This window comes from Thiohalophilus sp., assembly GCF_046483665.1.
GTDB lineage: Bacteria > Pseudomonadota > Gammaproteobacteria > UBA6429 > Thiohalophilaceae > Thiohalophilus.
The window spans coordinates 63856-88345 of sequence record NZ_JAWOCR010000005.1 but is presented as its reverse complement, the minus strand read 5'-3'; the positions used below and the strand labels follow the sequence as shown (position 1 = coordinate 88345).

The window sequence follows — 24490 nt, the reverse complement described above, 5'->3', positions numbered from 1 at the left end:
AAAACGACTCCTCACGCATCAGCGTTGCTGAAGATCTCATCCCGCACACGGTGGATGGCGTTGATATGATAATCGACAATCCGCTGCCGGCCTTCCTCGCTCATCAGGATGTTGCGACATTCATCCTCATTATCCATAAAAAAGTTTTCCGTCAGTACCGCCGGCATACGCGTACGGGTCAGTACGTAAAAGCGTCGCTCCTTGTCCAGATCGCCATCGCGGTAATCGGTGCGCAGAGGGCGCTCGGGAAAGACTTGCTGATATTCCTCGCCCACGATTGTTGCGATGGGATCACTGAGCGTGTCCCCGGGGGAGGTGAAGACTTCGAAACCGCGACCGCCACCCGCGTTGGCGTGGATACTCAGAAAAAAACAGGGTTCGTCGCCGAAATAACGATTGGCGCGTTTGACCCGGGTTTCCAGCGTGACATCCCGGTATTCCGGCGTGATGACGACATAGGGAATCGTCTCCCGGGTCAGTTGTTGCACGATGCCGCTGACAATCGCCCGGTTGAACTCGCCCTCGAACAGTTGCGAGCCATCTTCCCAGACAGGCGAGCGTTTGCCCGGTGTCTGGTACTCACCGGCAATCAGCCCGCCGTGGCCGTTATCCAGTAAAACGATCATGGGTCATCCCTGTGGTTGGGCAGGTTTTTATCAGGGTTATACATAGCAGAGACGAATGCCGATTGTCATCTCCGTTGCCGGTGTTCGCGGCCGCTTATTTTGCTAGACTGACAGACAGCAAGCTGTTTTGCTGGCCAACCCGTTTCAAAGCGAAACCATGATCTGTTACCCGTACATTAATACCGGTAATTACGCCGACAACACGTCACACAGGAGCGATTTCTGATGACCGGCCAGCTCACCCTTAATCGGCTGTTCTCGTTGTTGTTACGGGTGGGACTGTTCGGCGTGCTGTGGTGGCTGTTCACCGAGGGTCAGCCCGGCGCCTGGTGGGTGGGGATACCGGCGGTGTTGCTGGCGACGCTGGTCAGCCTGTTCATGGTCCCGCATATGGCGATCCGAATTTCGGCATTGCTGCGCTTTATTCCTTTTTTTCTGCGTTATTCGTTTGCCGGGGGGCTGGATGTCGCCTGCCGGGCCCTGCATCCCCGGCTGCCGATCACGCCCGAGCTGGTGGATTATTCCCTCAAACTGTCCCGGGGTTTGCCCCGGGTGTTAATGATGAATATGGTCTCCTTGTTGCCCGGTACTCTGAGTGCGCAAATCGATAACGATGTTTTGCGGGTGCATGTGTTGGATGGCAACAGTGACATCACGCACAGTCTGGAAACCCTCGAACACCGGGTGATGGAACTGTTTTCACTTGCACTGACTCCAATAAGCAGTGAACACGGATAAGTGTCAGTAAAGACGGTAGCTCGGAACGTGATGACTCAATAACAAAGAGACAGGTTTGTGGCGCTGTTTTACGGGTTCTTGTTGATATTTCTGTTACTCAATCTGCTTGCCGGACTGTGGCGTATCATGCGTGGTCCCACCGGGGCCGATCGCATGCTTGCGGCGCAACTGTTTGGTACCACCACGGTCGCCATGCTGGTGGTGATGGCGCAATTACAGGAACAGGCAAGTTTGCGCAATGTCGCGCTGGTCATTGCCCTGCTGGCTGCGGTGACAGCGGTGGCCTTTGTGCGCCGTGCCTGGCCGGAGAAGGAAACTTCCGCTGATGCTGACTGATTATCTGGCGTTGTTGTTATTGATTGTCGGCGGATTCTTCTTTTTGGCCGGAACGGTCGGATTGTTGCGCTTTCCTGATGTTTATACCCGGCTGCATGCCCTGACCAAGGCCGATAACCTGGGACTGGGGTTCATCATGGCCGGGCTGGCAATCCAGTCCGGCTCCTGGCTGGTGGCGGGCAAGCTGCTCGTGATCTGGTTACTGGTCATGCTGGCCGGGGCCAGTGTGGCCCATCTGATCGCCCGCCGGGCCCTGCAACGGGACATCACACCATGGCAACGCTGATGCCGGTGTTGTTCGATGGCCTGCTCGGGCTGGGTCTCATCTGGTTTGCCTGGCAGGCGTTGTCCAGCGACAACCTGTTCCGGGCCATTGTGTTGTTCGTGGCGTTTGGTCTGATGCTGGCCCTGGTCTGGGTGCGACTGGCGGCACCGGATATCGCCCTGGCCGAAGCGGCGATCGGTGCCGGGGTGACCGGTGCCCTGTTGCTGGCGGCGATGGCCCGGCTGGATGTGGTGATTCATGAACAGGCCACGGGTAACAGTGAACCATCGCGACCTCCGCGGCGTCGTCCCGCCTCGGGGCTGATGATCCTGTTGGCCGCGGGACTGTTCATGGCGCTGGCCTATACCCTGTATCACCTGCCTGTCGATACACCGGGTTTGCGTCAGGCAGTCAACACGCAACTGGCTAACAGCGGCGTCAGCCATCCGGTGACGGCAGTGCTGCTCAATTTTCGCGGTTACGATACGTTGCTGGAGCTACTGGTTTTGCTGCTGGCCCTGCTCGGGGTCTGGTCGCTGGGCCGGTGCCATAGTCATGCCGAAGCGGCCACCGGGGCGGTGCTGGATGTGCTGTCTCGCCTGCTGGCCCCGGTGCTGGTGCTGGTGGCTGCGTACCTGTTATGGCTGGGCGCGAGCGCGCCCGGCGGGGCGTTCCAGGCCGGCGCGGTGCTGGCAGCGGGCGGGATTCTTTTGTTGTTGTCGGGCTGGCGCCTGCCGGTCCGGTTTACCCGCTGGCCGTTGCGGCTGTTACTGGTTGTGGGGCCGCTGTTGTTTCTTTGTCTTGCGCTAATCACTTTGTTACTGGAAGGTCGACTGTTGCAATACCCGCTGGCACAGGCCGGGGGATGGATTTTGCTGATCGAGGCGACCGCCACCCTGTCGATCGGCGCGATACTCGTTGCCCTGTTTATGGGCAGGAACCCCGAACCGGGGCAGCCTGATGAATAGCTTTTTCATCTATTCCCTCACCGGCGCGGGCCTGTTTGTCCTCGGACTGTATGCGCTGATCGTGCATGCCCATCTGCTGCGCAAGATCCTGGCCATCAATGTGATGAGCAGTGGCGTGTTTTTGCTGCTGGTTGCCCTCGCTCGCCACAGCGGCGAACCTGCAGCGGCGGACCCGGTTCTGCAGGCGATGGTCATCACCGGTATTGTGGTCGCGGTCTCCGCCACGGCGCTGGCACTGGTTCTGATGCTCAAACTCCACAGTGCGACAGGCCAGACGCAGTTGTACGATGATAGCGGGGAGAATAGGGGCATCGCATGGAGGCGGCGCTGAACAGCAACTGGATCCTTTTGCCGGTGATCGTGCCGTTGTTCGGGGCCCTGCTCGGGTTTCTCGTCCCCGGTTGGGTCCGTTTCATCGGCCTGATCAGTGTCGTTATTTCCGCTGCTGCGGTTTTGCTGCTGGGGAATCAGCTGTTGGGCGAGGCGTCCGTGCAACATGCCGTGGGCGGCTGGGGCGCGCCACTGGGTATCGTATTGCAGGCAGATGGCCTGAGCCTGTTAATGCTGGGAGTCACCGCGGCGGTGTTTGTGGCTGTCAGTGTACATGCGAGCGACTATTTCGCTTTGCCGCAGGTACGTCATTTCTGGCCTTTATGGCTGATGCTGCTTGGCGCCCTGAATGCGCTGTTTGTATCGGGCGATATTTTCAATCTGTATGTCACGCTGGAGTTGATGACCCTGGCGGCCGTGGCACTGACCGCCCTGGGGGATGAGCCCGACGCGCTGGCCGGTGCCATGCGCTATCTGCTGGCCAGTCTGCTCGGATCGGTGGTCTACCTGCTTGGCGTGGCGTTTCTTTATCACCAGTTTGGTACGCTGGATATCACGCTGCTGGGTGAGCGGGCAGAACCTGTCCCGGCCCTGTGGCTTGCCGCTGGTCTGATGTTCGCCGGACTGATGCTCAAAACCGCGTTGTTCCCGCTGCATTTCTGGTTGCCATCGGCGCATGCCAGCGCGCCGGCACCGGTCAGCGCGATTCTCTCGGCGCTGGTGATCAAGGCGACCTTTTATATGTTGTTGCGTTTGTGGTTTGAGATCTTCGCACCGTTTACTGATGGCGCGTTGGTGGCGATCGCCGGCGCGCTGGGGGCGCTGGCTATCCTGTGGGGGTCGGTCCAGGCCCTGCGACAACAACGTCTGAAACTGTTGATCGCCTATTCAACCGTGGCGCAGGTCGGTTATCTGTTTGTCGGGTTTGCGCTGGCGGTAGTCAGCAATTCAACGGTAGTGTGGGGCGCGGTGTTGATGCTGGTGTTATCCCATGCACTGGCCAAAGCCGCTATGTTCCTCGCCGCCGGTAACCTGCTGTACTTTGCTCGCCACGATCGCATTGCCGATCTGGATTGTCTGGCACAACGCCTGCCGCTGTCGGTGGCGGCCTTCGGCCTGGCGGGGGTTAGCATTATGGGTCTGCCACCCAGTGGCGGGTTTACGGCCAAGTGGTTGTTACTGCAGGCGGCCTTCGAGCAGGGCCGCTGGGAGATGCTCGCGGTGCTGATTATCGGCGGTTTGCTGGCGGCGGTCTATATCTTTCGAGTGCTCGGACATGCCTTTACGCCCGGCAGCGAACTGTCCCATACGCCACCGATCATCGCCCTGCGCCGGGGCTGGCCGGCATTGCTGCTGGCCCTTGCTGCCGTGTTGCTCGGCTTGCTGACGACAGTTGTTCTGGACGTGCTGGCGATTGGTAATCCCGTGCAACTTGTCGGAGGTCCGGGATGAACCTGCCGGCCGTCCTGCCTGTACTGATTGTTGCCACCTCGATGCTGGTGGGGTTGATCATTTTTGCCCTGCCCGAACAGCGGACGGGGCTGCGCAGCACGCTCAATCTGACCGGCGCCGTGGTCAAACTGGTACTGGTAATTGTCATGTTGCTGGGCGTGTTACGGGGGCAGCATTATCAGAGCGACCTGCCGCTGGTCCCCGGTATCGATCTGGTATTGCGGGTCGACCCGATATCATTGTTGTTCGTTACCCTGTCGAGCGTATTGTGGTTACTGACAACGATCTACGCCATCGGTTACCTGGAAGGCTCGCCCCATCGCAGTCGCTTTTTCGGCTTTTTCAGTCTCTGCGTGGCGGCGACGGCCGGCGTGGCGTTATCCGGTAACCTGCTGACCTTTTTGCTGTTTTATGAACTGTTAACACTCGCTACCTATCCGCTGGTGGTCCATCGGGGGAGCGAAACCGCGCGCCGGGCCGGTCAGGTTTATCTGGCCTATACCCTCGGTGGCGGCGTCTTGCTGTTGATCGGGACCGTCTGGCTCTACAGTCTGACCGGCGATGTGACTTTCACCCTCGGCGGGCTGGGCGATAGCCTGCAGGGGCAGTCGAGTCCGGCCCTGATCATGATATTTGTGTTATTGATTGCCGGGCTGGGGGTCAAGGCCGCCCTGGTACCGTTTCACAGCTGGTTACCGCAGGCGATGGTGGCCCCGGCGCCGGTCAGTGCCCTGCTGCATGCCGTCGCCGTGGTCAAGGCCGGCGCGTTTGGTATCGTGCTGGTGCTGTATGAAATCTTCGGTATTGAGTTCGCCGCCGAGCTGGGTGTCACTACACCGCTGATGGTGCTGGCGGCGATCACCATACTCTATGGGTCCCTGCGTGCCCTGTCACAGGATGATCTGAAACGTCGGCTGGCGTTCTCCACGGTCAGCCAGGTCTCCTATATCGCGCTGGGGGTCACGATTCTCGGGCCACTGGCAATCGTCGGCGGGCTGGTGCACCTGGTCCATCAGGGGTTGATGAAAGTCACGCTGTTCTTTTGCGCCGGCAACCTGGCCGAGACACTGGGGATCCACAAGATCAGCGATATGGACGGGGTCGGGCGGCGCATGCCCTGGACCATGAGCGCCTTTACCCTGAGCGCGCTGGGAATGATCGGGGTACCACCGCTGGCCGGCTTTATCACTAAATGGTATCTGGGACTCGGCGCACTGCAGGCGGAGCAGGGCTGGGTGTTACTGGTGTTGATTGGCAGTAGCCTGCTCAATGCGGCGTATTTTCTGCCGGTGCTGCAGCGTGCCTGGTTTCGTGAGCCTGTGGGCGATTGGCCGCGGGAACGGCATTTCGGTCGTAAGGAGACCGCCTGGTTGTTGCTGTTACCGCCGCTGGTGACGACGGCGATGGCTGTCGGAGCCGGCCTGTTTGCCGCCATGCCGATCAGTCCCCTGCAATGGGTGCAGTTCATCGTCCAGGGGCGGGGCTTTATACCGTGACACAACTCCTGTTATTGATGAGCGTGCTGGTGCCGTTCCTGCTGGGCCTGGGGCTTTTGTTCTGGCGCGGCGGCTTCAGGTTGCTGCCGTTGGGGGCGCTGCCGGCCTTGTTCGCCGCGGTGCTCTTGCCGGTGGACAGCGCGATGGAACTGCCGTTGCTCTTGCTGGGCAGTGTCTGGGGACTGGATGGCCCCGGGCGGATCTTTTTACTGCTCAGCGGACTGTTGTGGCTGGGCAGCGCACTGTATGCACTCGGTTATCTGCACAAGCGGCGGCGTCGCTTTGGAGTGTTCTTTTTACTGGCGATGAGCGGCAACTTCGGATTGATTATTGCCCAGGAGCTGTTGAGTTTTTATCTTTTCTTCGCGTTGATGAGTCTCGCCTCTTATGGACTGGTCGTGCACGAACGCAGTCAGGCCGCGCTGCGGGCCGGGCGGATTTACATTATTCTGGTGTTGCTCGGCGAAGTGTTGCTGTTTACGGCCCTGGTGATGCTGGTTAATGCCAGTGCCGGTAAACTTGATTTTGCCTCGGTGCGTTCGGCGGCGGCGCAACTGGCGCACGCGGACTTGCTTTACCTGTTGCTGCTGGGCGGGCTGGGGATCAAGGCGGGATTGATCGGTTTGCATGTCTGGTTACCGCTGGCCCATCCGGTTGCCCCGATCCCGGCCAGTGCGGTGTTATCCGGGGCGATGATCAAGGCCGGCCTGCTTGGCTGGTTACGCCTGTTACCGATGGGCGAGGTGACCCTGGCCGGCTGGGGCGAGACGATCATGTTACTGGGGATGCTGACTGCTTTTTATGCCGCGCTCATCGGTGTACTGCAACGGGATCCCAAGGTGGTCCTGGCCTATTCGAGTATCAGCCAGATGGGCGTGATGATCCTGGGCGTGGGAGCGGGTTTATTGTCGCCGGCGGCCTGGCCCCTGTTATTCATGGCGGTCACGTTGTATGCGCTGCATCATGGCCTGGTGAAGGGGGCACTGTTCCTTGGCGTGGGTATGAGTGTCGCCGCCAGTCATCGTCAACGCTATTGGGTCGGCGCCGGCCTGTTGTTGGCGGCGCTGGCCATGGCCGGCGCGCCGTGGAGTGGCGGTATGCTGGTCAAGGATCTGCTCAAGAGCGGATTGCAATCGATAGAGAGTGCCGGGGTCTATACCGATCTGTTGCCATGGAGTGCCCTGGCCACCAGCCTGTTAATGTTACGCTTCCTGTACCTGGTCTGGTCTCGTCAACCGAATACGGGCGCGAGCGGGATCAATGATGCCATGCTGACAGGCTGGTTGCTGGTGCTGATGGGCGCGCTTTTCCTGTCCTGGGGAATCTGGCTGACAGGCGCCGATCTCGTCGGTGAGTTCAAATTTGCTCCGCTGGCCAGTCTGTGGCCACTGGGTGGGGCATTGCTGATCGGCGGGGTGTTCTGGCGCTGGCGAGGAAACTGGCCTGCGGTACCGGCCGGCGACATCGTCGTACCGTTGGAAAAACTGGTGATTCGTCTGCTGGCCGTTATCAGCATCGTATCGAATGCACTGAACCGATGGTCGGGACCGCCACGCTGGGTACGTTCCTATCGGTTGACGGCATTGGGATCGGCCGAGGTGTGGTTAACCCGCTGGAAAAGCGCAACCGGCCTGTTCGTGTTGCTGGTAATCCTGTTGATCGTCGCCGGCAGTGTTACAGGCGGATAGTATCGATCATCGCAAGAATAATCATTGCCCAGAGCGCCAGGGAAGCGACTGAGTAGGAATAGAAACGGTGCAATACCCGGTTATAGGTACAGTGAATTACGCTGTGCAATAGTCTGAATACAAAAAAGGCATAACCCAGAACCAGATAAGGTCGGATCAACCTGTCCGGTGACATACAGACAGAGACAAACTGCATAAAACAGGACCGGCAGTTCGAAAAGATTGGTGAGATTCTCGGAAGGCAGATTGATCCGGGTCGGGAGAATCGCGAGCAACTTCTAGCGGGTGGAAGCCTGCTGCGGATGCACCCCGGCACGGGTGAGGTAGCTCAGGCGCAGATAACATATATACAACCACACCAGCATAGTCAGCAACAGTATGCCCGAAAACGGAATAAAAAATGTCGCCTGATTCATTACCTGTCACCCGTCCCGTTAAAGATCCTCTGATATACGCTCTTTCAGGGGTTAAACCGGATTGAGTCCAACACCGCATCAACCCTGGCATGGCTTTCTTCATCCATGTGGGTCTGGATAAAGGATATGGCATATCCGTCGATTATCATGGCGTGATAGCGCTGAGTGACATCAAGCGTGCCAAATTTCAATAAAGCATTTTGATAGCTGGCCTGTTTGCCGCCGATCATGGTGGACTGACATTTTCCGTTAAATTCATAGTTTAACTGCCTCTGCTGGAGGATTTGTTTGACTGCCTCAACGTAATCACAGGGCTCCTTGATGTCGGGGTACATCTTGATGTTCTCGGCCACCGACAGAACATTCGGGTTCATCTTGCCGGGCGTGCCGGGAGGGTATTCGAAAAATCCGAACAGCGGCAGCGAGCTTTCCATCGCCGCATCAATCATCTTCTGCATATTCTTATCTTCGGCGGCGATCACCTTGTTGCCCTGCTATTGCAGCATGATGGTTTCCTCGGCGCTCTGCGCGTACCAGTCGACAGGCTTTTCCACCTGCAGGCCAAAGAAGCCGTTAACATAGGTATTGCCGCTGGTGTTCTCCGTCACCGGCGAGTCTGAACCTGACTCGGTACAGGAAGCCGACAGCAGCGCGGCGAAAAAATGACAAAAACAGGTTTTTTCAATATCACGTCCTCTGGACAGGGTTAACAGACAGGTCGAAAATGGGGCAGTCGACCCTGGATTTTTACCGCAAGTGTTCAGGCTTTTTAAACAAATTCGGATTTCAATTGTATGGCGCCGATACGGTCGATCCGACAATCAATATTATGCTGAACCTCGTCCAGGCGAATATTTATTACCCGGGTCCCCACCTGCAGTACAGTCGAAGTGCCCTTGATCTTCATTCCTGTTGTGTCTTTAATAAAGAGTAATCGGGTTTTTTTTTATCAGAATGACCGAGATCTTTATCTGGCGCCACGCGATCGCGCACCAACTGTTTCAGTTCCTTGATCTCGGGAAATCGTCCGGCCTCCTGCCGCGACCAGGCAAGCTCATCGTTGATCCAGATTTGAAAAATCCCACCCTTGCCCGGTTTGAGGGTTAGATCGGTGATTTCTTTGTCAAAGGTGGTCAAAAGCTCCTGCGCCATCCAGGCGGAACGAAGTAACCAGCGGCACTGGGTGCAGTAGAGGATGGTGATGTGATTTTCCATAGTGAACGGGGTACAGGGTAATCTTGCTCGTAAATCAGTATTAGCTCAATGAATTGATATGTTCAATGACCTTATCCTGAACCTGAATGAGCTGGTCAATCATTTGATTCTCTTCACGCAGATCGCCGACAGTCTCAATCAAGCCGGCCTGTATGGTCTGAAACAGTTTGATAACATCCGGTTTTTCTATCTCACCGTCACCCAGCTTGCACATCCAGATGTCGGCGCCGGTGGCAGAGATTTCCATCATGCGTTCCAGGCTTAAACTTTCATCCTGAAAATATTTTCTGATTAACCGATCACCGCCCTGGAGCATGAACGCCACTGTCTCAAGTGCGGCATTGATCTCACCTTGAGTTTCCCCGGCTGCCGAGGCATAGGTCAGGCCAATGGACTCCAGCAAGTCAGACCATTCGCTCTTTGGCTTGCCGCTCACCATGATAGCCGCCATGGGGGTTGTTACTAGCAGCTTGTAGCTGGGCGCGCTCATCATTTCCGAGTTTATCGGGCTGTGTTGTTCTTCCATCTTATCCTTCTTCTATCAGCTGACGCTTGTAACAGGGTACAAAAAGGGGCGTTTTCATCTGTTAGTACCGGGTTGAATTGGCGTGTATAGTAGCAGGATGGGGTGGAGATGAAAATGTTCGCCCTGCGGGCGGCTAACTATTGAAAGCGGGCTCTTGCGCCCGCGCACATCGTCATTCCGGCGTAGGCCGGAATCCAGTATTTATAAAAGGGTCGCCCTCCGAGCGCTCAGTATCTTGAAAGCGGCTCTCGTGGGAGGCGACTCCGTCGGCGACTCTTGCCGGATTCACCTGACTTATCAAAATGATCGCCCTTCGGGCGCCCTGAATATTGAAAGCGGGATCTTGCGACATTAGTACATATATGGACCCACTCCGTTTGCAAGACATTTGATCACTGATGTAAGAGAAAATCATTGCTCTCATATATCCGGCCTGTTTGTGGAAGATTTTTGCTTCCTGGCCCCGATGGTTATCTGCGCTCATCCTCCTCATCATCCCTACGGCCTTCGCGGTGGCCAGTGCACTAAAAAGGTTTTGAATGAGCCGGTCTGACCTATCTCACCATCTGATCAACTTGTCTTTTGCAACTGAAGTAAAGGGTCTTTCTCTTGATCAATAGGCGGACGCTAAAGTGCGCTTATGCCCGGTGTGCCTTTCACGCTCAGGCCACCGTGGCCGGGCGATAGCACTCACCCTTGGCCATCACTACCCAGTCGATCCGAGCCATCTTGTTGGCGACGGGACACAAGCTCGATTGTGCCCCCGGCGTGCCAGAACCGCTTGAGCCCATCGGCTGAAGCGGGCCTCTTTCTGCGCTGAATGCCGTAAGACCGCTCGGGCGCCATGAATAAACAGCGTTCCCAGGTAGGCATTGCCGCGTTTACTAATGCCGAGCAATACCGGTTTGCCGACACTTGAATGCTGCCCTGGCACCAACCCCAGCCAGGCTGAGAAGTGACGACCATTCACGAAATCCTTGCCATTTCCCGCTGCCGCATAGGTGGCGCTGGCGGTGATGGCGCCAATCCCCAGGATCTCATCCAGGCGTTGACACACCTCATTGTCCCGATTAACCGCCTGTATACGCTGTTCACAGCGCTTAAAGCGCTCATCCAGTGCCCGCAGCTCTTCAAGGAGTTCGGCAAACAGCTCTCTCGATAGCGGTGTCAGGCCATTCTCCGCGTCTTCCAGTATACCCGGTAACGCGGTCCGTACCGCCGGAACGCCTTTGTTGATCACGAGCCCATATTCCGCTAAAAGCCCCCGAATCTGGTTTACCAGGGCGGTACGCTCCCCTTTAAGACGCTCGCGCTGACGGTGGAAGTTCTGTATATCCTGCTGCTCCACCCCCTTAATGGGCACGAACCGCATGTTGGGCCGCTGGGCGGCTTCGGCGATCGCCTCGGCATCGTTGTAGTCATTCTTATTGCCTTTGAGGTAAGGCTTCACATATTGCGGGGCAATTAACTTGACCTGATGCCCCTGCGCGATAAATTCTCTTGCCCAGTAGTTGGCGACCTCACAGGCCTCCATAACGATGGTGCACGCCTCAAGCCTTGCCGTATGCGCCAGAACCGCCTTCCGCTTTAGTTGCTTCTTTTTGATAAACCGCTCGTGTGGTTCACGGCGACAAGATGAAAAACAGCTTTTGCGATATCCAGGCCAATTGTTGTAATCTTCATGTCGATCCACTCCGCTTCTGTTAAATGGTTGGTAGAAATTCCATTTTGGCCCGCTTGAGGCCGGTTTGGAAGTGGAGTGGGTCCATACCATTATCCCTGTACGTCATCCCTGTGCCGACTGGCGGCATCCCTGCCGCCGCCCATCGGGCTAATCCTCCCTCCACTGTGATGCTCGGTGGCGTCTAACGGGATTAAAAATAGACTAAAGTAGGTGTTACGAATACCAGTACAGAGAGATTGCTTCGTCACGTTGTTCCTCGCAATGACCTCTCTATTTTTGGTCATTGCGAGCTAAGTGAAGCAATCTTTTGAACAAAATGATCTGGAATTCGGAACACTTATTTAGCGAGTGAAAGGATTATTAAAGAGTTTTAATCCGCATTAATGCGGGCCCTCTTTCTTAGTGCTCCCTTTAATACGCTATGGCGGCTACTTTTCCTCATCACGAGTCAACCTCTGATATACACCAAGACCGACGACTACCAGAATAGCTGCGATTAACAAGAAAGTGGGATAGACCAGCATAGTCATATCTTTTGTCCCGGCATCAAAAATGAACACCAGGGCTTCCAGACTTACGGCAATGGCAATGATGACGAGAAATTTTAATAAAGTCTCCCTCTGTTTTGCGGGAGACTTCGTGCTACTGCTGCTGAAAACTTCTTCCTCCAACAGGAATTTAGAGACATCAAAGACAGCCATACCAATCACGATCAAGCCGATGGCATTAAGAAGCGCTTTGACCAGCAAGGTTTTTTCATGTACCGAGAGCCATATATCCCACAAGGCAACACCCATCATTGCGAGGCTGATAACAACCAGGCTCAAACTGATTAGTCCATAAATAGCGCGCCTTATCCAGTTAGAAATATTTTTTGTCTTATTCACTATTTATCCTATGTGTCAGTTGATATTACGGTTCATATATTATTCCCTCCCCTGGAAGGGGGCTGGATCTATTTCGTTTTCCCGACCTTCGTCGCCTCCGATACTTCCTTCAACTTGCCGCTTTTCACATCATAAATATACCCGTAGATCGGAATATCCCCCGGCACCAGCGGATGGTGGCGGATGCGCTGGACGTCTTCAACGACGCTCTGTTCGTTGTCAGCGATGGTCAGCCAGTCGATGTAGTTGCCTTCGGTGGAGCCGGGGCCTTCGCCGGAGTCGTGCCAGCCGGATTTATCGATAGTGGCGGCTTTCAGGCTGCTGGCGAGCAGGCCGCGCATGATGTCGTCGGTGAAGGTTTCCATGCCGCAGTCGGTGTGGTGGATGACGAACCATTCGCGAGTGCCGAGCAGTTTGTAGGAGATCACCAGCGAGCGGATGGCGTCGTCGCTGGCGCGGCCACCGGCGTTGCGGATGACGTGAGCGTCGCCTTCGGCCAGGCCGGCGTATTTGGCCGGGTCCAGGCGGGCGTCCATGCAGGTGAGGATGGCGAAGTGCCGTCCGGGCGGCATGGGCAGGTTGGCCTTGTCACCGAAATCGGCGGCGTATTGTTCGTTGGCGGCGAGAACTTCATCGTGGATTTGTGACATGGCGGCATCCTCCGGGTGTTTTGTTTTTTCGGGGAAGGGACTAATAAAATTAGCAGGTCAGGCGGTTTTTGCGAGCAACGCGCCGCGCCCGCGCGGCGCGAGGGTCGAGGGACGAGTTACGAGGGACGAGGAAAAGCGGTTATTGACCGGCTGTAACAGGGAGCAGAAACAATGGCGGATGGATGACGAATCTGTCGCGGCGGAGCCGCTCTGGGGGGGCTGGCATTACGGGTTTTGATCTTCCTCGTTACTCGTCCCTCGGCCCTTTATCTATCGCTGATTGATATCAACCTTTCCTTATTCTCCCACTGCCAGGTAGAGGAACAGGCGGTGGATTATTCTTCCGCCATGGCCGCCAGCAGGTCAGCCTGGTGTTCGTCGCTGAGAGGATTGATGACTTCATCCAGGTTGCCCTGCATGACTTCGTCGAGTTTGTAGAGGGTGAGGTTGATGCGGTGGTCGGTGATGCGGCCCTGGGGATAGTTGTAGGTACGGATGCGCTCGGATCGATCGCCGCTGCCGACCAGGGATTTGCGGGTCCGGGCCTGTTCGGTTTGTTGTTTGTCGACTTCGACCTGTTGCAGTTTGGCCTGCAGCAGCGACATGGCTTTGGCACGGTTTTTATGTTGCGAGCGTTCTTCCTGACATTCGACCACGATGCCGCTGGGCAGGTGGGTGAGGCGAATCGCCGAGTCGGTCTTGTTGACGTGCTGGCCACCGGCGCCGGAGGCGCGGAAGGTGTCGACCTTGAGATCGGCCGGGTTAATGTCGACCTCTTCGATGTCATCGGCTTCGGGCATGACTGCGACGGTACAGGCCGAGGTATGGATGCGGCCCTGGGATTCGGTTTCGGGGACGCGTTGTACGCGATGCACGCCGGATTCGAACTTTAATCGCGAATAGGCGCCATTGCCGGCGATGCGTGCGATGATCTCCTTGTAGCCGCCGTGTTCGCCTTCGCTTTCGTTCAGGATCTCCAGCTTCCAGCCCTGTCGTTCGGCGTAGCGTGAATACATGCGAAACAGATCGCCGGCGAAGATCGCCGCTTCGTCACCGCCGGTGCCGGCACGGACTTCCAGAAAAATGTTCTTGTCGTCGTTGGGGTCACGCGGCAACATCAGGCGCTGCAGTTCGTCTTCCAGTTCGGCCTGCTGTTGTTTGGCACGCTGCAGCTCTTCCTCGGCCATTTCACGCATGTCGCCGTCGGCGTCTTCGAGCAGGGCGCGGGCTTCGTCGATCTCGGTAAGGATGTCCTGGTATTGCCTGAAGGTGGCGACCACCGGGTTGATCTGGGCGTATTCGCGCGACAGGTTGCGGAACTGGTTCTGATCGCCAATGACCCCGGGGTCGGCCAGCAGCGCGTTGATTTCGTCGAGGCGATCAACCAGGGTTTCCAGCTTGGCCTGGATGGAGGTTTTCATCGGACTACAGACTCAGGCTTCGTCGTCTTTGATGCCAAGCAAATGGCGCGCGGTATCGAGCAGATCCTTGCGGCCTTCGAAAGCGGCCTGGTTCATCTGGACTGAGGGGTTATGGATCAGTTTGTTAGTCAGGGTGCGGGCCAGTTCCTGCATCACTTCCTGCGGATCCTTGCCGGCGGCCAGCTGGCGTTCGGCATTTTGCATGGCTTCATCGCGAATCGTATCGGCCTTGTTGCGAAAGGCGCGGATAGTATCGACCGCTTCGAGCGAGCGCAGCCAGCCCATAAAGTGTTCGACCTGGTTATCGATGATGTCCTCGGCCTGGCGGGCGGCTTCTTCGCGGGACTGGCGGCCTTCCTCGATCACATCGTGCAGATCGTCCACGGTATATAAATAGACATCAGCCAGTTCGCCCACTTCCGGTTCGATGTCGCGCGGCACGGCGATGTCGACCATGAACATGGGCCGGTGCTTGCGTTTTTTCAGAGCCCGTTCCACCGCGCCCTTGCCCAGGATCGGTAACTGGCTGGCGGTGGAGGAGATGATGATATCGGCCTCGATCAATCGGGCCGGCATGTCGGAGAGAGTGATTGCCTCGCCGTCGAAGCCTTCGGCCAGCGATTGGGCGCGTTCCACGGTGCGATTGGCTACAATGATCTTGCTGATACCCTGTTCCTTGAGATGCCGGGCCACCAGTTCGATGGTGTCGCCGGCACCGACCAGCATGGCGGTGTGCTTGCCCAGTTCGGAGAAGATCCGCTTGCCCAGGTTGACCGCGGCAAAGGCGACCGAGACCGGGCTGGCGCCGATGGCGGTGTCGGTGCGTACCTGCTTGGCGACCGAGAAGGTGTGCTGGAACAGGCGGTTGAGCTGGCGGCCAATAGCCCCGGCATGGCTGGCGGTATTGTAGGCGTCCTTGATCTGGCCCAGGATCTGCGGCTCGCCCAGCACCAGCGAATCAAGTCCACTGGCCACCCGCAGCAGATGTTGCACGGCCAGGTTGTCCAGATGGGTGTAGAGATAGGGCTCGACCTCGTCGGTGTCGAGATGATGGTATTCGCGGAACCAGTGCAGGATGTTCTCGACGTTGCTCTGGCTCTCGTCGAATCCGCAATACAATTCGGTGCGGTTGCAGGTGGAGACGATAGCGCATTCATTCACCGCGCCACGGGCTTGCAGATCGCGCAGCGCCGCCTCGAGCTTTTCGGGGGCGAACGAGACCTTCTCCCGGATGCCCACCGGGGCGGTCTTGTGGTTAATGCCAAATGCCAGTAATGCCACGTTATCTGCCTGACTGCCTCTCGAATGTTCGCATTCGGGTTGTTATGCCGGTTATGCTGCCCAATATTCTATATTATATCAGCGTCAAACCGGTGAAAGTTGGTTATAGTTGCTGCTCGGCTTACTCTACAATGATTGGAATCAAGTCCTGTTTGTCACGGTAATTTGATGAAAAATTCTATATTTGTCATATGTTTGGCGCTGCTTTTGCCAGCCTGCCAGTCCTCTCCTTCCCCTGTCGCGCCGGATAATACGCCCGAATCGGCCCCGTTGACCAGTGAATCGGCAACGCCGGGTGAGACACCGGCGCCGGTAGCCGAGTTGCCTGACACGCTTTCCGGTGAAGTCCTCTATTATCTGCTGGCCGCGGAAATTGCCCTGCAGCGTAACCGCATGGATGTGGCGGTAGAAGGCTATAGCAAGGCCGCCGAAGCCACCAATGATGTGCGGGTCGCCGAACGGGCGGCCCGTATTGCCGTGTATGCCCGGGATAATGAACGAGCCCTGCAGTCAGCGCAAAAATGGGTTCAGCTGGCACCTGATAACGCGGAAGCGCGCCAGGTGCTGGCGGCACTGCTGGTGCGTACCGGTAACGGCGAGGCCGCCTTGCCGCATTTCGAAGCTCTGTTGAATCTGGGGAACAGTGATAAGGAGCGTCAGCGTTACATGCTGATCACCTCGTTGCTCGGCAAGGAGAAAGATAAACAGGCCGCGCTGGAAGTGATGCAGGAGCTGGTGGACGGGCGCCAGGATAATCCTGATGCCCAGTATGCCCTGGCCCATCTGGCCCTGGTGGTAGACAATCTGGATGTGGCCGAGCAGGCCATCGAACGGGCCCTGACTCTGAGCCCGGACTGGTCCGATGCGCATCTGCTGCGGGCCAATGTCCTGCACCGTCAGGGTGAGACCGGCCGATTATTCACATTGCTGCGCGAGCGACTGGATGCTGCGCCGGACGACGTGCCGTTGCGCCTGTTTCTGGCGCGCAAGCTGGTGGACGAACAGCAGTTCGAGGCCGCGAGAGAACAATTTGATGAAGTGCTCAAACGCGAGCCCGGGCATACCGATGCGCTCTACGCCCGCGGGCTGCTGGCTCTGCAGATGGGCGATTATGCCCAGGCGGAAGCCAGTCTCAAGCAGCTGATCGCACAAAAGCGACGGGTGAACGAGGCCCGTTACTATCTGGGACAGGCCGCCGAGCTGCAGGACAAGTTCGATCTGGCGCTCGATTATTACGCCATGATCGAACGCGGCGAGCACTATGTGGATGCGCGAATTCGCGCTGCCGGCATCCTGGCCAAACAGGACAGCCTGGCCGCCGCACGGGAACATTTGCAAAACACCCGGGCCGATAATCTGGATACCGAACTGCGCCTCTATCTGGCCGAGGGTGAGCTGTTGCTCAACGCCCGGGAGTACGAGGAGGCCTACCGGCTCTACAACGTGGCCCTGGAGCAGATGCCCGATAACAGCAAGCTGCTCTATGCCCGCGCGCTGGTTGCTGAAAAACTCGATCGGCTGGACGAAACCCTCGCCGATCTGCAGCGTATCGTGGAAAACGAACCCAACAACGTCGAGGCCCTCAACGCCCTGGGTTATACCCTGGTGGATGCCACCGATCGGATCGATGAAGGTTTTGATTACATTCGCCGCGCCTACAAGCTCCAGCCCGATGAGCCGGCCATTATCGACAGCATGGGCTGGGCCTATTACCGCAAGGGCGAACACGACAAGGCGCTGGAATATCTGCAGCGCGCCTTCGACAAACTCCAGGACGGCGAGATCGCCGCGCATCTGGGCGAGGTGTTATGGATAACCGGTCGCCGCGATGCCGCCCGCGAGGTCTGGGACGAGGCGCTGCGCGAAGCGCCGGAACATCGCCTGTTACAGGATGTCATCGAGCGGTTCACCCGATGATGAGATGGTGGCCTGTCTTGATCGCCGGGGCCTGGCTGGCCGGCTGCGCCGCACCGCCGGAATCCGGGACCGTTCCCGCCCAGAGCCGTGAACAACGCCAGCAGGCCCTGGAACAGATCGACACCTGGCGGCTGAAAGGGCGCGTGGCCATTATCAATGGCTCCGAGGCCTGGCATCTGAACGTGGAATGGCAACAGCGGCAGGAGGATTACCGCATTGAGCTGTGGGGCCCGTTTGGCAGCGGCCGGGTGCAACTCGAGGGTGACGGGCAGGGCGTGCGCCTGATCGATTCGGACCAGGGAGTCTATTACGCCGACGATCCCGAAAGCCTGTTATATGCCCATACCGGCGTCAACATGCCGGTCAGCGGTTTACGTTACTGGATTCTGGGCACGACCGATCCCCGCTATGCCAGCCAGCAGTCGCGCCGCGATCAGGCTGGCCGGCTGACGGCCGTGCAGCAGGCCGACTGGCAGGTCGCCTTCAGCCGTTATACCCGGGTCGATGGCCTGGACCTGCCGGATCGGTTGTCGGTCGAGCGACAGGATCTGCGGGTCAAGATGGTCGTGGATTACTGGCAGGTCAGTGCTTCCGGTTCATGAACAGTTCCGCGCGTCGGCTTTATCTCTCGTTGGCGGTGAAGCTGCTGTTTCTGATCGCCCTGGCCGCCCTGGCAACGGTGCTGCTGGCCAGTCTCAGCAGCGGGGACGGGCAACCGGAGGGACAGGAGACGACCGATCCCTGGCGACTGGAAGCAGACTGGTCGCAAATCCCGACAGGGGAGCTGCGCCAGTTGCAGTGGCCCGACGGGCGGGCGATCTGGATCTACCGACGCCCGGCCGGCGAAGCGCAGCGGCTAAAGTTGCGCCCGGCGGCCGAGCTGCAGGATCCCGACTCGCGCGAGAGTCACCAGCCCGAGGGAATGTCCGCCGTCTGGCGCTCGCGCCACCCGGAAATATTTGTATTCCATCCCTATGAAACCCGACGCGGTTGCCGGGTTCGGCTGGCGGCGGACAAACCTGAATTCGTCGATGTCTGTCATGGTGGCCGGTTCGATACCGCCGGGCGACTGCTCAAGGGCAGCGGAGTGGCACAACAACAGAACCTGAGCGTGCCCGACTATATGTTGATCGGCGAGCAACGATTGCGGCTGCAGCCGCCGGGGAATTGAACATGGCACGGGATAAGCCCCCTCTTCGCTGGTGGCCGGCCCCGGCCAAACTGAATCTGTTCCTGCATATCACCGGTCGCCGTGAGGATGGTTACCATCTGTTGCAGACGGTTTTCCAGTTGCTCGATTACGGCGACCGGCTGGCTTTTTCCCTGCGCGATGACGGCGCCGTTCATCGGGTGACGGATCTCGCCGGCGTGCCGGCTGACCAGGATCTGGTAGTGCGCGCGGCGCGCCTGTTGCAGGAGGCCTCGGGTCTCAAAGGCGGGGTGGATATCCACGTCGAAAAACGCCTGCCGATGGGCGGCGGCCTGGGGGGCGGTAGCTCCAACGCTGCCACCACCCTGGTGGCACTCGATCACCTCTGGGGAACCCGTCTGGGCGTCGAGGCGCTGGCGGAACTCGGCACGCAGCTGGGTGCTGATGTGCCGGTCTTTGTGCGCGGCCACAGTGCCTGGGCGGAGGGTACAGGCGAGCAATTGCAGCCCCTGGAGCTACCCCATCACTGGTATCTGGTGCTGATCCCCCCGGTAACTGTCTCAACTGCGGTGATTTTCTCCGATTCGCATTTGCGGCGGGATTGCCCACCCATTACAATACGCGACTTTCTGGCCGCGCCCGAAAGTCCGCAGTGGGGCAATGTTTGTGAAGCGCCGGTCCGCGCCCGCTACCCCGAGGTAGCCGCGGCCCTGGACGCACTCGATGCCCTGGCTTCGGCCCGCCTGACCGGCACCGGCGCCTGCGTCTTCGCGGCGTTCGACACCGAGTCAGCCGCCAACGCGGCCTGGCAGCAACTGGCCGAAAACTGGCAGGGATTCGTCGCCCGGGGCGTCAACGAATCACCTTTAAATACAGTACTTAGTACTTAGTACTTAGTACTCAGAACTATTTTTTGGGGTGTCGCCAAGCGGTAAGGCACTGGATTTTGATTCCAGCATACGCAGGTTCGAATCCTGCCACCCCAGCCATAAATGAAAGCAAGGCTGATCGACAGCGTCCGGTTTTGAATTACGGCGCTGCGTTGAGGCAGGATGAGAACCGTAAAAGGTTCGACAAATTTGTCCGGATGACGTACAGGGACGTACTAATGTCGCGGGAGACAGGATGTCGGGAGTGACGCAAATTTGAACCGGGGAGCGTAGCGACACGGGCCCCGAAGGGGTGAGGCGCAGGGATGCGCCGAGTAATCCTGCCACCCCAGCCATAAATTGACCGGCGGAGCCATCCAGCTGATCCAAAGAGAATGATGCTAACCAATCGACCAGAACTGGATCTTCCCGGGAATCGGGCCACCGATCGCAGCATGATGATCTTTGCGGGCAATGCCAACCCGCAACTGGCGCAGGATATCACCGCGCGCCTGAATATGCCGTTGGGCAAGGCCCTGGTTGGCAAGTTCAGCGATGACGAGGTCATGGTTGAGATCATGGAAAATGTTCGCGGCAAGGACATTTTTATTGTGCAGCCGACCTGCCGCCCATCGAATGATAATCTCATGGAGCTATGCGTCATGGTCGACGCCCTGCGCCGTTCCTCGGCCGCGCGCATTACCGCGGTGATTCCGTACTTTGGTTACGCACGCCAGGATCGCCGGCCGCGTTCGGCGCGGGTGCCGATCACCGCCAAAGTCGTGGCCGACATGATCAGCGCGGCCGGGACCGACCGGGTGCTGACCGTGGATTTACATGCCGATCAGATCCAGGGATTTTTCAACATTCCGGTAGACAACGTCTATGCCTCCCCGATTTTGCTGGGTGATATATGGCGACAGAAGTATCCTAACCTGATGGTGGTCTCGCCCGATGTGGGCGGCGTGGTTCGAGCCCGGGCACTGGCCAAGCGACTGGATGATGCGGATCTGGCGATCATTGATAAGCGCCGGCCGCGCGCCAACGAGGCGCGGGTGATGAATATTATTGGCGATGTTCAGGATCGCACCTGCATTATCGTCGACGATCTGGTCGATACCGCCGGCACCCTGTGCAAGGCGGCCAACGCGCTCAAGGAACACGGAGCGCGCAAGGTGGTAGCGTATTGTACTCATCCGGTATTGTCCGGGCCGGCGGTGGATAACATTACCCACTCGTCGCTGGATGAGCTGGTAGTGACCGACACCGTTCCGTTGTCACCCGCTGCCAGCGAGTGTGCGAATATCCGGCAGTTGAGTATCGCCGAGTTGCTGGCGGAGACCATCCGTCGCATCAGCAGTGAAGAATCAGTCAGCAGTCTGTTTGTCGACTGACTACTGACGATCCCGTCTTTGTACAGGCGGGCAACGCCGTCCCTGGTCGCGGGGATGGCATCGCGCATTTTGCGCACCATGTAACAGGAGATTCACCATGAGTGATTTTGTATTGCAAGCAGAACCCCGCAGCGATCAGGGCAAAGGTGCGAGCCGCCGCCTGCGTCGCACGGGCAGAGTACCGGCCGTGATGTACGGCGCGGGCAAGGATCCGGTCATGTTGACACTGGATCACGACGATCTGGTTAACCAGCTGAAAAGCGAAGCGTTCTTCTCCTCAATCCTGACTGTTAAAATGGATCAGGGCGAAGATCAGGCGATCATCAAGGATCTGCAACGTCATCCCGGCAAGCCCTACATCCTGCATATGGATCTGCTGCGAGTGAGTGCTACCGAGGCAATCCGTGTGAATGTTCCGCTGCACTTTATGAATGAAGAGAAGTGCCCGGGCGTCAAGGAAGGTGGTGTTATAACCCATAACCTGACAGAAGTCGAAGTATCCTGTCTGCCTAAAAACCTGCCCGAATACATCGAACTGGATCTTGGTGACCTGGCGCTCGACCAGACGGTACACATGAGCGAGTTGAAGCTGCCGGCCGGTGTCGAACTGGTGGAACTGACGCATGGCGAAGAACATGATCAACCGGTTGTCGCTATCCATCTGCCGCGCGGTGCCAAGGAAGAAGAAACGGAAGAAGAGGAAGGCGGCGAGTCGGCCGAAGCGGCCGGTGAAGGAAGCTAATCGGCTTCTTACCGTTTTTACGGCCTCAGGTAACCGGCGTTGTCTGCACGTGTGAAACTGATTGCGGGTCTGGGAAATCCCGGTCCTGAATATGAAGGCACACCGCACAACGCCGGTTTCTGGTTTGTGGATGAGGTCGCTCGCCAGTATCACGCTGTATTCAAGTCCGAGAAAAAATTTCACGGTGAGGTCGCCAAATTCAGTGTTGGCGGTCAGGATGTCTGGTTGCTCAAACCAGATACTTATATGAATCTCAGTGGTCAGGCCGTGCAGGCCCTGGCCAACTTTTTCAAGATTGGTATGCAAAATATCCTGGTCGCGCATGATGACCTGGATTTGCCGCCTGGTACGGCCCGCCTGAAAGACGGTGGCGGGCATGGCGGACACAATGGCCTGCGTGACATCATCAGCAAGATGGGTGGCAATGGCTTTCAGCGTCTGCGTCTTGGTATCGGCCATCCGGGTGACAAAAACCGGGTCACCAGCCATGTACTGAAAAAAGCGGCTAAAGAGGATCGCATCGCCATCGATAACGCTATCGATGCAGCCCTCAAAGTCTTGCCGGAAGTTATCGAAGGCGAACTGTCGAAAGCCATGAACGAACTTCATACAAAAAGCAACTAGCTGCTAGCCGCTAGTAACCAGGAACTGATTATCATGGGATTCAAGTGCGGTATTGTCGGTCTGCCCAATGTTGGCAAGTCGACGTTGTTCAATGCGCTGACCAAGGCGGGCATTCAGGCGGAGAATTATCCGTTTTGCACCATTGAGCCCAACGTGGGTGTAGTACCGGTGCCGGATCCGCGCCTTTACAGGCTGGCAGAGATCGTCAAGCCGCAAAAAGTCCTGCCGGCGACCATGGAGTTTGTTGATATCGCCGGTCTGGTGGAAGGCGCGTCCAGGGGTGAGGGACTGGGCAACCAGTTTCTGGCCAATATTCGCGAAACCGAGGCCATTGCCCATGTGGTGCGTTGCTTCGAGAACGACGATGTGGTGCATGTGGCCGGCAAGGTGGATCCGATCAGCGATATCGAGATCATCAACACTGAACTGGCGCTGGCCGACATGGACTCGGTGGAAAAGGCCATGAACCGGCTGGCCAAGGTCGCCAAGTCCGGCGACAAGGAAGCCAAAGCCAAGATGACTGTGCTCGAGAAGGTCAAGGCCGCCCTGGATGAAGGCCAGCCGGTGCGGGCGCTGGATCTGGATGTCGAGGAAAAGAAACTGATTCGCGATCTGTTCCTGCTGACCATCAAGCCGGCCATGTATATCGCCAACGTCAACGACGACGGTTTCGAAAACAACCCGCTGCTGGATGAGCTGAAAGAATATGCCAGTGCCGAAGGCGCCCCGGTGGTCCCGGTCTGTGCCGCTATCGAGGCGGAGATCGCCGAACTGGATGAGGCGGAGATGGCGGATTTTCTCGGCGAGATGGGCCTCGAGGAGCCTGGCCTGAATCGCGTCATCCGCGCCGGTTTTGACCTGCTGGGGTTACAGACCTATTTCACGGCGGGCGAGAAGGAAGTGCGCGCCTGGACCGTCCCGATCGGTGCCACCGCTCCGCAGGCCGCCGGCGTGATCCATACCGATTTCCAGAAAGGCTTCATCCGTGCCGAGGTCACCAGCTACGAGGACTTCGTCAAATACAACGGCGAAGCCGGCGCCAAGGAGGCAGGGCGCCTGCGCCTGGAAGGTAAGGAATATATCGTCCAGGACGGGGACGTGATGCATTTCCGTTTCAATGTCTAGATAACCGGAATCCGCAAATAAACGCTAATCAACGCGAATATGAATTTTGTATTTGCGTGCATTGGCGTTCATTTGCGGACGGTGTTGAAACAGAGAGTACAGACGCCTTCCAGGTTAATTAAGCCGTTGATTTGTTTAGGGAGATAGAATTTTCTGGAAATTAACAGGGGCGTATCTGGCTTGACAACCCGGCCCGAAATGCCGACAATGCGCGGCTCCTGTGGGGCCCGTCCGGGCCAGCAAGATATATGGCTACGTAGCTCAGCTGGTTAGAGCACATCACTCATAATGATGGGGTCCCCTGTTCGAATCAGGGCGTAGCCACCACTTACTCAGGTGCTAGGAGCTAGGTTCTAGTGACTAGGAACTTCCTGGCTCGCCCAATCTGCAATCACCTGCAACATTATAATCTGTATACGTTCCGGATCCCCGTCCAATATTAACGTGTCTCCAGGGTACGGTACGCAACAACAGATCCAGGTATTACGGGTTCCTGGTCCCTCTACTTAAGAACTAAGAACTTAGAACTCAGAACTCAGAACTAAGCACTCACAGCAGTGGAGCGCCCCACAAGCGCGATTCTGTCAGAGAGCCAGGTCTTGGTCGTAGTCCGCTCCCACAGGGAGAATGCCGCACCCGGCATTTTTTGGTGAGAGTTTGTCCGTGTTCGATTTGTTTTATTCTGAAATG

Annotated in this window: 26 protein-coding genes, 2 tRNA genes and 2 pseudogenes; 18 read left to right on the top strand and 12 right to left on the bottom strand. The window is 57.5% G+C overall.

Annotated features, from left to right (window positions below):
- Nucleotides 1–11: 11 nt before the first annotated feature.
- Entirely contained in the window at nucleotides 12–626 is a 615-nt protein-coding gene (locus R6U90_RS01260; protein ID WP_410350839.1) for an N-acetylmuramoyl-L-alanine amidase, read from the bottom strand.
- Between the two features lie 225 nt (nucleotides 627–851).
- Here R6U90_RS01260 and R6U90_RS01255 point away from each other — a divergent pair, with 225 nt between their 5' ends.
- The 8 genes from R6U90_RS01255 to R6U90_RS01220 are packed head-to-tail and all read left to right on the top strand — an operon-like array spanning nucleotide 852 to nucleotide 7899.
- Nucleotides 852–1364, top strand: coding sequence for a Na+/H+ antiporter subunit E (locus tag R6U90_RS01255; protein ID WP_410350838.1), 513 nt, complete (start codon nucleotides 852–854; stop codon nucleotides 1362–1364).
- 57 nt (nucleotides 1365–1421) lie between these two features.
- Nucleotides 1422–1700 (top strand): monovalent cation/H+ antiporter complex subunit F, encoded by a 279-nt coding sequence (locus tag R6U90_RS01250; RefSeq protein ID WP_410350837.1) that lies wholly within the window; start codon nucleotides 1422–1424, stop codon nucleotides 1698–1700.
- Nucleotides 1690–1986: a monovalent cation/H(+) antiporter subunit G gene (mnhG, locus tag R6U90_RS01245; protein WP_410350836.1), complete on the top strand. Its 297-nt coding sequence runs from the start codon at nucleotides 1690–1692 to the stop codon at nucleotides 1984–1986. The genes R6U90_RS01250 and mnhG overlap by 11 nt, the downstream gene beginning before the upstream one ends.
- Entirely contained in the window at nucleotides 1974–2933 is a 960-nt protein-coding gene (gene mbhE / locus R6U90_RS01240) for a hydrogen gas-evolving membrane-bound hydrogenase subunit E (RefSeq protein WP_410350835.1), read from the top strand. Before mnhG ends, mbhE begins: the two co-directional genes overlap by 13 nt.
- The gene (locus R6U90_RS01235) at nucleotides 2926–3264 is read left to right on the top strand and encodes a sodium:proton antiporter (protein ID WP_410350834.1); all 339 of its coding nucleotides are present in this window, start codon (nucleotides 2926–2928) and stop codon (nucleotides 3262–3264) included. The genes mbhE and R6U90_RS01235 overlap by 8 nt, the downstream gene beginning before the upstream one ends.
- Nucleotides 3249–4715, top strand: coding sequence for a complex I subunit 5 family protein (locus R6U90_RS01230; protein WP_410350833.1), 1467 nt, complete (start codon nucleotides 3249–3251; stop codon nucleotides 4713–4715). Before R6U90_RS01235 ends, R6U90_RS01230 begins: the two co-directional genes overlap by 16 nt.
- Nucleotides 4712–6211, top strand: coding sequence for a complex I subunit 5 family protein (locus tag R6U90_RS01225; RefSeq protein WP_410350832.1), 1500 nt, complete (start codon nucleotides 4712–4714; stop codon nucleotides 6209–6211). The genes R6U90_RS01230 and R6U90_RS01225 overlap by 4 nt, the downstream gene beginning before the upstream one ends.
- A complete protein-coding gene (locus R6U90_RS01220; protein ID WP_410350831.1) occupies nucleotides 6208–7899 on the top strand; it encodes a complex I subunit 5 family protein in 1692 nt (563 codons plus the stop codon). The genes R6U90_RS01225 and R6U90_RS01220 overlap by 4 nt, the downstream gene beginning before the upstream one ends.
- Here the strand turns inward: R6U90_RS01220 and R6U90_RS01215 are convergent.
- From R6U90_RS01215 to hemA, 11 genes and pseudogenes are all read right to left on the bottom strand, one after another.
- Entirely contained in the window at nucleotides 7886–8095 is a 210-nt protein-coding gene (locus R6U90_RS01215) for an MAPEG family protein (protein WP_410350830.1), read from the bottom strand. The genes R6U90_RS01220 and R6U90_RS01215 overlap by 14 nt on opposite strands.
- Before the next feature lie 82 nt (nucleotides 8096–8177).
- The gene (locus tag R6U90_RS01210; RefSeq protein ID WP_410350829.1) at nucleotides 8178–8315 is read right to left on the bottom strand and encodes a hypothetical protein; all 138 of its coding nucleotides are present in this window, start codon (nucleotides 8313–8315) and stop codon (nucleotides 8178–8180) included.
- 44 nt (nucleotides 8316–8359) lie between these two features.
- The gene (locus R6U90_RS01205) at nucleotides 8360–8797 is read right to left on the bottom strand and encodes a hypothetical protein (RefSeq protein WP_410350828.1); all 438 of its coding nucleotides are present in this window, start codon (nucleotides 8795–8797) and stop codon (nucleotides 8360–8362) included.
- Between the two features lie 287 nt (nucleotides 8798–9084).
- A pseudogene (locus tag R6U90_RS01200) lies at nucleotides 9085–9240 on the bottom strand (PhnA domain-containing protein); the annotation flags it as partial.
- Entirely contained in the window at nucleotides 9219–9530 is a 312-nt protein-coding gene (locus R6U90_RS01195) for a SelT/SelW/SelH family protein (RefSeq protein WP_410350827.1), read from the bottom strand. The pseudogene R6U90_RS01200 and the gene R6U90_RS01195, both read right to left, overlap by 22 nt.
- A gap of 40 nt (nucleotides 9531–9570) precedes the next feature.
- Nucleotides 9571–10056, bottom strand: coding sequence for a hypothetical protein (locus R6U90_RS01190; protein ID WP_410350826.1), 486 nt, complete (start codon nucleotides 10054–10056; stop codon nucleotides 9571–9573).
- A 662-nt stretch (nucleotides 10057–10718) separates the two neighbouring features.
- Nucleotides 10719–11739: pseudogene (locus R6U90_RS01185) on the bottom strand (IS110 family transposase).
- Between the two features lie 429 nt (nucleotides 11740–12168).
- Entirely contained in the window at nucleotides 12169–12627 is a 459-nt protein-coding gene (locus R6U90_RS01180; protein WP_410350825.1) for a general glycosylation pathway protein, read from the bottom strand.
- Nucleotides 12628–12695: 68 nt separating this feature from the next.
- Nucleotides 12696–13277, bottom strand: a complete 582-nt coding sequence (locus tag R6U90_RS01175) for a beta-class carbonic anhydrase (protein WP_410350824.1) — start codon at nucleotides 13275–13277, stop codon at nucleotides 12696–12698.
- A 335-nt stretch (nucleotides 13278–13612) separates the two neighbouring features.
- A complete protein-coding gene (gene prfA, locus R6U90_RS01170) occupies nucleotides 13613–14698 on the bottom strand; it encodes a peptide chain release factor 1 (RefSeq protein ID WP_410350823.1) in 1086 nt (361 codons plus the stop codon).
- Between the two features lie 12 nt (nucleotides 14699–14710).
- Nucleotides 14711–15979, bottom strand: a complete 1269-nt coding sequence (gene hemA, locus R6U90_RS01165; protein WP_410350822.1) for a glutamyl-tRNA reductase — start codon at nucleotides 15977–15979, stop codon at nucleotides 14711–14713.
- A gap of 168 nt (nucleotides 15980–16147) precedes the next feature.
- On the opposite strand from hemA, the gene R6U90_RS01160 reads away from it, so the two are divergent.
- From R6U90_RS01160 to R6U90_RS01115, 10 genes are all read left to right on the top strand, one after another.
- Nucleotides 16148–17896 carry a tetratricopeptide repeat protein gene (locus R6U90_RS01160; RefSeq protein WP_410350821.1) on the top strand — a complete coding sequence of 583 codons (1749 nt, stop codon included), beginning with the start codon at nucleotides 16148–16150 and terminating at the stop codon, nucleotides 17894–17896.
- Nucleotides 17893–18498 carry a lipoprotein insertase outer membrane protein LolB gene (gene lolB / locus R6U90_RS01155; protein ID WP_410350820.1) on the top strand — a complete coding sequence of 202 codons (606 nt, stop codon included), beginning with the start codon at nucleotides 17893–17895 and terminating at the stop codon, nucleotides 18496–18498. Before R6U90_RS01160 ends, lolB begins: the two co-directional genes overlap by 4 nt.
- On the top strand, nucleotides 18495–19067 hold the full coding sequence (locus R6U90_RS01150; protein WP_410350819.1) for a hypothetical protein: 573 nt from the start codon (nucleotides 18495–18497) through the stop codon (nucleotides 19065–19067). The genes lolB and R6U90_RS01150 overlap by 4 nt, the downstream gene beginning before the upstream one ends.
- 2 nt (nucleotides 19068–19069) lie before the next feature.
- Entirely contained in the window at nucleotides 19070–19936 is an 867-nt protein-coding gene (ispE, locus tag R6U90_RS01145; RefSeq protein ID WP_410350818.1) for a 4-(cytidine 5'-diphospho)-2-C-methyl-D-erythritol kinase, read from the top strand.
- A gap of 24 nt (nucleotides 19937–19960) precedes the next feature.
- Nucleotides 19961–20035, top strand: a tRNA-Gln gene (locus R6U90_RS01140).
- A 335-nt stretch (nucleotides 20036–20370) separates the two neighbouring features.
- Entirely contained in the window at nucleotides 20371–21309 is a 939-nt protein-coding gene (locus R6U90_RS01135; RefSeq protein WP_410350924.1) for a ribose-phosphate diphosphokinase, read from the top strand.
- A gap of 97 nt (nucleotides 21310–21406) precedes the next feature.
- A complete protein-coding gene (locus R6U90_RS01130) occupies nucleotides 21407–22051 on the top strand; it encodes a 50S ribosomal protein L25/general stress protein Ctc (RefSeq protein WP_410350817.1) in 645 nt (214 codons plus the stop codon).
- Nucleotides 22052–22102: 51 nt separating this feature from the next.
- Nucleotides 22103–22675: an aminoacyl-tRNA hydrolase gene (pth, locus tag R6U90_RS01125; protein ID WP_410350816.1), complete on the top strand. Its 573-nt coding sequence runs from the start codon at nucleotides 22103–22105 to the stop codon at nucleotides 22673–22675.
- Nucleotides 22676–22708: 33 nt separating this feature from the next.
- The gene (gene ychF / locus R6U90_RS01120; protein ID WP_410350815.1) at nucleotides 22709–23800 is read left to right on the top strand and encodes a redox-regulated ATPase YchF; all 1092 of its coding nucleotides are present in this window, start codon (nucleotides 22709–22711) and stop codon (nucleotides 23798–23800) included.
- A gap of 250 nt (nucleotides 23801–24050) precedes the next feature.
- A tRNA-Met gene (locus R6U90_RS01115) sits at nucleotides 24051–24127 on the top strand.
- Nucleotides 24128–24490 lie beyond the last annotated feature (363 nt).